General features: G+C 73.4%; 4 protein-coding genes. 1 reads left to right on the top strand and 3 read right to left on the bottom strand.

What is annotated here, in order from left to right; all coding sequences use genetic code 11:
- Positions 1 to 37 precede the first annotated feature (37 nt).
- The gene (locus JWQ92_RS09945) at positions 38 to 2,437 is read left to right on the top strand and encodes a toll/interleukin-1 receptor domain-containing protein (protein WP_297344300.1); all 2,400 of its coding nucleotides are present in this window, start codon (positions 38 to 40) and stop codon (positions 2,435 to 2,437) included.
- A 25-nt stretch (positions 2,438 to 2,462) separates the two neighbouring features.
- Here JWQ92_RS09945 and JWQ92_RS09950 read toward each other — a convergent pair whose 3' ends face one another.
- From JWQ92_RS09950 to JWQ92_RS09960, 3 genes are all read right to left on the bottom strand, one after another.
- A complete protein-coding gene (locus JWQ92_RS09950; protein WP_297344301.1) occupies positions 2,463 to 4,436 on the bottom strand; it encodes a RyR domain-containing protein in 1,974 nt (657 codons plus the stop codon).
- The gene (locus tag JWQ92_RS09955) at positions 4,433 to 6,823 is read right to left on the bottom strand and encodes a hypothetical protein (RefSeq protein ID WP_297344302.1); all 2,391 of its coding nucleotides are present in this window, start codon (positions 6,821 to 6,823) and stop codon (positions 4,433 to 4,435) included. Before JWQ92_RS09955 ends, JWQ92_RS09950 begins: the two co-directional genes overlap by 4 nt.
- 97 nt (positions 6,824 to 6,920) lie before the next feature.
- Positions 6,921 to 7,295, bottom strand: a 375-nt coding sequence (locus tag JWQ92_RS09960; RefSeq protein ID WP_297344303.1) for a hypothetical protein, incomplete at its 5' end; no start/stop codon positions are given.

Raw genomic sequence — 7,295 nt, forward strand, 5'->3', positions numbered from 1 at the left:
GCGATTCGGCCGAGCGCGTCTGGAGTCGGATCCGCGGTTGCTCCGCGCGGTCACACCCGAGCTCTTCGCGCAGGATCCGGAGATCGCAGCGCTCGCGGTCACTGCCCTCGGTGCCGGCGTCCCGTCGCAGCTCGCCGCGGGCGAGTGGGGCGAGGACCGGGAGGATCGGCTGTCCCGGATCGCGCATCGGCTCGCGGGATCCGCGCAGATTCCGGTGGATCAGGCAGTTCTGGCGGTCCGGCTGTGGTCGGTGGCGCTCGGCCTCATCCCCGCGCACGTCGCCGTCGCGGTACTCGGAGGCCGGAGGACGGACACCGCGACGGTCCTCCTCATCGACGGCGCGACCGGTCGTCCGGTCGTCGGGGGCGAGAGCCCGACGCTGCCCCTCCTCGATGACGCCGGATCGACATGGACCCGTGCGGGACTGCCGGCCCGAGTCCAACTCGCCGTGGACCGCTGGCGATCCCCCCTCCCCGTCTCCCGTCTCGGGTTCGTCACCGACGGATCGGAGCCTCCGGTCGAGGACCGCACTGACGGGGCGCTCACGGTCGAAGCGATCCCCGTCCGCGAAGCGGTGGCCGGCATGCTGCGGTCCCTCGATGGGATGCCGCGCAACGCGCTCGTGCTCGCGGAGATCGACGGACGCCTCATCGCGGCCGGCGCCGAGGACGGCGTCGTGGGAGATCTGGGGAGTCCGGAGCGACCGGAAGCCGGGCTGCTCGGCGGACTGGTGCAGCGCTACACCGACCGCACCTGGGCGGTGCCTCGCTCACTCGTCGAGGTCTTCCGGTCCGCGAACGCCACCGTGACGCTCCGATATCGGGTCCTGGAGGAGGGCTCGCTCCTGCTCGGCGCCGCCGCGGTGCTCGCGGACCGGTGGCGTGCGGCCCACGGGCTGCCGGAGGGCGGCGACCGCCGCAGCGCCGACGACCGGCCCGAGGGCGCTCGACGAGTGGGACCACCGCTCGGCGACGGAACGGACCGACCGGCGGGAGCCGCGACACCCGAGCCGCTCCCACGCGTCGACCTCGCCTTCGACTTCGACTTCGACGAGGCGGATGTCGTCCACGTCGACGTCGACGAGAGCGCGGACGAGTTCGACGGGTGGGACGACGGCCGGGTCGAGGTCCACCCGGAGTCGGCCCACGGCCGCTTCGGGACCCCGACGGCCTCGATACCGGCAGCCGCCCCCGCTCCCACCACTGACCCCTCCTTCGTTGCGGAACCGGTCGTGTCCGCGCTCGCCGAGGATGTGCAGTTCACGGTGTACCGACCTCGGCGTCTCCGTTCCGCTCGATGGGAACGCCTGCTGGCGTTCGTCCATCCGACCGAGCCCTACGTCGACCTGGACGGCGCGCCGCAGGACCCGGTTCGGGTCGTCGAGGAGGAGGCCTCCGCGGTGCTTCGCGGTCTGCGGGAGCGCTATCGCCCGGTCACCAGCGACGCCCGCATGTCGGTTCCGCTCGAGTCGGAGCTGCGTTTCGTCCCCGAGGTGACGGGCGTCGACTTCGACCCGCCGTTTCGGTCCTTCCGTTGGCACGGCGACGTGCACCGCGAGGAGTTCGGCATGCGCGCCGACGCGCCCGCGGACGGCTCCGTCGCCCGCGGCTCGATGTCGGTGTTCGCCGGCCCGCTCCTCATCGCGGACGTGCCGTTGACCCTCGCCATCGGGCCCGACTCGCCTCCGGCCCAGCCGGTCCGGGCGACCGGGCGTCCGTATCGGCGCGTCTTCGCGTCCTACTCCCGAGGTGACGAGGTGCTCGTGCGGGGGATCGGCGCAGTCATCGCCGCCATCGGCGACGAGTTCGAGCGCGACGTCGAACGGCTCCGGTCGGGCGAGGTCTGGGACGAGCGCCTGCAGAGCCTCATCCGCGAGGCCGACGTCTTCCAGCTCTTCTGGTCGAGGCGGTCGATGCGTTCCGACTTCGTCCGCAGGGAGTGGACCTACGCCCTGCAGCTGGGGCGCGAGGGGTTCGTCCGACCGGCGTACTGGGAGCGGCCGCGCCCTGAGGAACCGAGCCTCCGGCTTCCGCCGCCGGAACTGGACCGGGTGCACTTCAGCTTCCTGGATCTGTCCCTCGCCGGCCTTCCGTCCGGCGCGCCCCGCCTCGCGCCGGTGCCCGCGCCGCCGCCCCCGCCGAGCAGCCTGCAGAACGAGGCGCTCGCCGCGAGCCGAGGCACCGACGTTCCTCCAGCGCCGATGCCCCTCCCGTCCGCCCGGTCCACGGCCCCGGCGCCGCCTTCCCCGGCTGCGAGGCCGGTACCCGCAGGGCGAAGGGGCCGAGTCGTCGTCGTCGCGGTGATCATCGCCGTGCTGCTCATCGCCGCGGCGCTCCTGGTCGCGGCGCTGACCGCCGCGAACCCGCCGGCGAGCGAATCGCCGCAGCCGCCGATCCACGCGCCCTGGACGACGAGGGCCGACACTCGGCCGTCCTGAGCACGCGCCGTCGCGCGGAGCGCCGTCAGGGACCCGCGGCCGGCACCCCGACCTGCAGCCGGAACCCGAGCACGTCCAGCAGCCCCAGCGTGCCGCTGATCGCGGCCACGTCCTTCTGCCGGCTCGCCGGGGAGAGCCGGTCCCAGTCGACGAGGTCCGGGTGCATGCGCCGTCGGTCGTCGCGGGCGGCGCCCGGCCGCCAGCCGTAGGCGCGGTGGTGCTCGACCCACGACTCGTGCTCGGCGCGGGCCAGCACCTCGACCTCCGTCTCGGAGAGCTCCGCCAGGTCGACCCGGGCGTCGGACGCGGCCAGGGTCGTCGCCCACCGCAGCCCGAGCAGCTGAACGCCCCGCATCGCGGCCAGGAACGAGCGGATGTTCGCCTCCCGGGTGAACGGAGACAGGTCCTCGTCCCAGCGCCCTCGTGCGGGGTCGCCGACGACGGGTTCGCCGTGCAGATGGAGCTGCACGTACCGCTCGTGCAGGGTGCGGCCGAACCGGTCCCACAGGTCGACACCGTGGCCGTCGACGGGTTCGAGCGTCGGTCCCACGGAGGTGAGACCTCCGACGAGCGGCCCCGGCCCGACGCCGTGCGCGTTCGGCGACCAGGCGAAGATCGCCCAGTCGGGCCGGCGCGCCGCGACGAACGTCGACCGCGACGCACCCTCACCCTCGGAGAACGACATCAGCAGCGCGGCGCGTTCGCCGCCCTCCATGACCTGGTCGAGCGGGTCGCGCACCACCTCGCAGCCGATACCGGGATGGCCGATGCCGAACCGGGCGAGCTGCGCGGTGAAGTGCTCCGCGACCTCATCCGCCCGGTCCCCGGTCAGCGCGACGCGGGGGAACCCGGCCACGCCCGCCGGGTCGGGCACCACGGCGCTCATCCTCCGCTCGAACGAGAGCTCCGAGAGCACCGCCAGCTCGAAGGGGGACGCGTCGGTGAGCACGACCAGCTCGACGCCCGTACCACGCAGCTCACGGACGACGTGCCGGGCGGCGCCCTCCACGGCGCTCACGGCGTCCACGAGCCAGTCCGGGTCCCCGGCCATGTGCCGCCGCCGCCAGTCGTCGGCATGCCACGGGTCGTCGATGCGCACCGCTGCCCGGCTGGGGAACGCAGGCCTGGACAGCGGGTCGCGGAATGCGGTGCGCAGGATCTCGAGCGCCCGGAGGTTGTCGGCCGCGTCGGGCCCGAGCAGGTAGGCGCCCCGGACCGCGTCGCGCCGCCGCCGGGATGCGAACCGGCGGACGGCGGACGGCGACAGCAGGTCGAGCTCGATCGGGATCGCTCCGACGTCGCGGGCCAGCTCCGCCGCGCGCGGCTCGCCCGCGGGCACCGCGGCCACGAGCACGACCGGCGCCGGAACGGTCCCACGAACGCGTCGGACGATCCCGACGGTCGAGTCGTCGAGCCCGGAGATCACCACCACCGCTCGAGCGCTGCGTGCACGGAACTCGCGGAAGCGGGTGGCGAAGATCAGTGCGACGGCACCCCAGCCGACGATCCCGAGCGCGCTCAGCATCAGCAGCTGCGCGGCCTGAAGCCCGAGGGGCAGGGTGCCGACGCATCCGGTTCCCCCTGCATAGGGCGGGTTCACGTTGCCGCGGATGAGGTCGAGGGCGCGACGGATCGCGGTCCAGCCGGGGCTCTGACCCTGCGAGCACGGCCAGTAGGTGGCCAAGGCGATCAGCGCCGCGGACACGCCGAGGACCCCAGCGGCGATGCTCGCCCTCCCCACGCGGAAGGACGGCCGGGCGCCGAGGGTGATGTAGGCGAGGATCGCGGAGGCGGCGACGACGAGCAGAGGAAGCCACGCGGTGCGCGACCGCCACTCGCTGAGGGGCGTTCCTGCGAGCACCGCGCCGGCCTGCGGTGCGAACCCGAGGAGGACCCAGACCGCGATGTCGAGCGCGTAGACGGCGAGGGCGACCGCACCGATGAGGATCAGAGCCGCGTGCCCCGCAGAGGGGCCCGGTCGGGGCGCTCGCCGGCTCACTCGTGCGCCTCGCCCACCCGCGCGACGGCGACGGCTGCCGACGGCGCCGCCGCGACCGCCGCATCCTCGCGATCGAGCTCCCGCACGGCCTCGGTGATCGACGCCGCATAGGTCCAGTCCCATCGGCGTGCCGCCCCGTAGGCGCGCCAACCGGTGCTCGCGTGCCAGGTGAGCACCTGCACGCCGTCGGGCGGCTCGAGGGCGCCGAGGTCGTCGAACGGGGGATGGCTCTGCGCGTACGCGAGGAAGCCCCGCCAGCGGCGCTGCAGCTCGAGCCTCGGCCATGGCGAGAGCACGAGGAGCAGCGTCAGGTCGGGGTGGCGGCCGGCGATGTGCCGGATCTCCCAGCCGAGCCCGTCGGTCACCTGCCGGGGCGTCGCCGACATGACGATCGCCCGAGCGTGCTCAGCGAAGTCCTCCACCCGGTCGCGCCACTGATCGTCGGCGAAGCTGGCCTTGGCCGCCCCGAGGTCGGCGACCCGCGCGCGATGGGACGCGATCGCGATCACCGGCCCGAAGTGAGCGAGACGCTCCGCCAGCACCTCTTCGAACCGCGGCCGGATGAAGGGCGCCAGCATCTCGATCAACCCGAAGCGGCCGGCGACCTCCTGCACCCGGAGGGAGTCCTCGTCGAAACCCCGGAGGTAGAGGAAGTACGGCCGCGGGTCCCGGCGCAGGGTCTCGTGCAGGCCGAGGCGTTGCAGGCGCCGTCCGAGTCGATCGAGCAGGAGGGCTGCGGTTCCCGGGACGAGGAGGGTCGTCACGAAGAAGAGCACGACCGTGTTCGACCGCCTCGCCCAGTCGAGGAACCCCTCGAGCGAGGCGGCGATCCAACCGTCGACCGTTCCGGTCGCGAGACCGTTGTGCACCTGGAGCTGGATCATGTACTCGGGCATCTGTGCATAGCGCAGCACGAGGATGTACGAGACCGCGTAGAAGGCCAGCGCGAGCACGAGGACGACGTACGCCGTGGTCCTGCAGAGCAGGCCGGCAGCCCGCTTGCCGCTCCAGCCGGAGCGGAACCGCGGCGGTCGGACGAGCAGCGGCGGTTTCCATACCAGCCCCAGGAGCCCGGCGAGCGATCCGCCGACGAGGAACGGATCGAACAGGACGACCGCCACCGACCAGACCTGGCCGGTGGCGATGGCCCACTGGTCGAGCAAGGCGCACAGGGCGATCGAGACGACCGCGATCAGCCACCACCGTCCGTTGCGGGCGAATCGAGCGCGCCGGGCGATGCGATCCGTCGGCCGGAACCTGGGGCCGGGGTGCGCGTCCCACCGGCGTTCGTTGCGTCGGCTCCACAGACGGGTCGGGACGACGAGTGCGGCGAAGCTGAGGGTCGGAAGCAGGAAGCCGAGCCACGCCCAGGACCAGAGGATGTCCTGGGTCCCGTGGTCCTCCACCACGCGAGCGGGGGCGAGTGCTGCCGTGAGCTGCTGGGCGTAGCCGAGCAGATAGGAGTCGCAGGTGGACCGGCCCACCTGCGGGCAGCTGAGCTGGACGACCGTGGCACGCTCGCCCTGCGCCCAGGTCCGCGCGACGTACTGGTTGCCGTCCGTCGCGGTCCAGGCAGCCCACCGGTAGGGGCCCGCCATCAGATCGCTGAGACCGTGCTTCGCCGTCGAGCGGCTCTCCAGCCAGAAGTCCCGGGCCGCGGCCACCGCGGCCTCGGTGGAACCGCAGTCGCCGCCGGCGACCTGCAGCTGCTCCTTCTTGGCCCCGAGCCAGAGCGAGTCGGACCAGTCGGCGCAGTAGGAGCGGTACGGCTGGGATCTCGCCAGCCGCCAGTACCCGCCCGAGTCGGGCTGCCAGTGCTGCTGCGGCCCGGTCATCACGCTCCTGAGCGGCCCGATCGGTGCGGGCGCCGGCGCCTGCGAGGCGATGGATCGGACCCAGCTCCGGCTCACCTCGGCGCACCGGCCGGTCGCACCCGCGGAGCAGGTCGCGGTGAGCTGCAGCCCCCACTGCCCCTGGTCCCACTGTCGCCGCACGACCCCGACGGTGGCGGTGTCGAGCTCGTACCCGTCGCCGAGGGCGCTCGTCACGGAGGCTGTGGAGCGGGGCAGCCCTGCCCACACCGAGTTCTGCCAGCGGTTCGCCTGGGCGGCGTTCGCGCAGCGCACCACTTCCAGCACGATCGAGTCCGATGAACCATCCGAGTAGCGGTGGACGGCACCGTCACGGCATTCGCCTTGCTGGGCCGGGGTGGACGGCAGCTGCGCGACCTGCGTCCAGCCCGTCGGTGTCACCCACGAGCTGAGCGGGTCGGCCGTCGCGCCCTGGGCGGCCGCAGGCAGGACGAGCGCCACGAGCGCGAGGACGAGCCCGGCCGCCGCACCGGCCCCGATACCTCTCCCGGTGGCGATGGCGATGCGCAGGGTCACGCAGAGCTCCTTCGCCCGGGGATGCGCGCACCATAGCGCTGCGGATTCCTGGTTGTCGACGGTCCGTCCACCTGGCGGCGGTCCGTGCCCTGGGAACTCAGGGCAGCTCCGGCTCCCGGAACTGCGCGACCGCGTACCAGTCGCCCGTCTCGGAGCTCATCACCCGATCCGCGGCCGTCGCGTGCAGGCGCAGCTCGTCCCACGACTCCGCATCCGCCATCCGCCGCTCCAGCTCGGCGAGCTGCAGGGTCACGGTGCCGGAGCGGGTCGCCTGCCTCCGGAACTCGCGCTGGGCTGCGTACGCACCGACGGCGGCGGCGATGGCGGGGACGAGGACAGCCACGAAGCCGATCGCGTCGGCGTCCGACTCGGCACCGGCGAGCGCGACGAGCAGGCTGAGGAGGGACAGCAGCACGCTCGCCACGAAGAGCGTCAGCGTGACGGCGAACGCGATGCGGTCGAAGGCGAAGTA

This window comes from Amnibacterium sp. (genome assembly GCF_025463795.1).
GTDB lineage: Bacteria > Actinomycetota > Actinomycetes > Actinomycetales > Microbacteriaceae > Amnibacterium.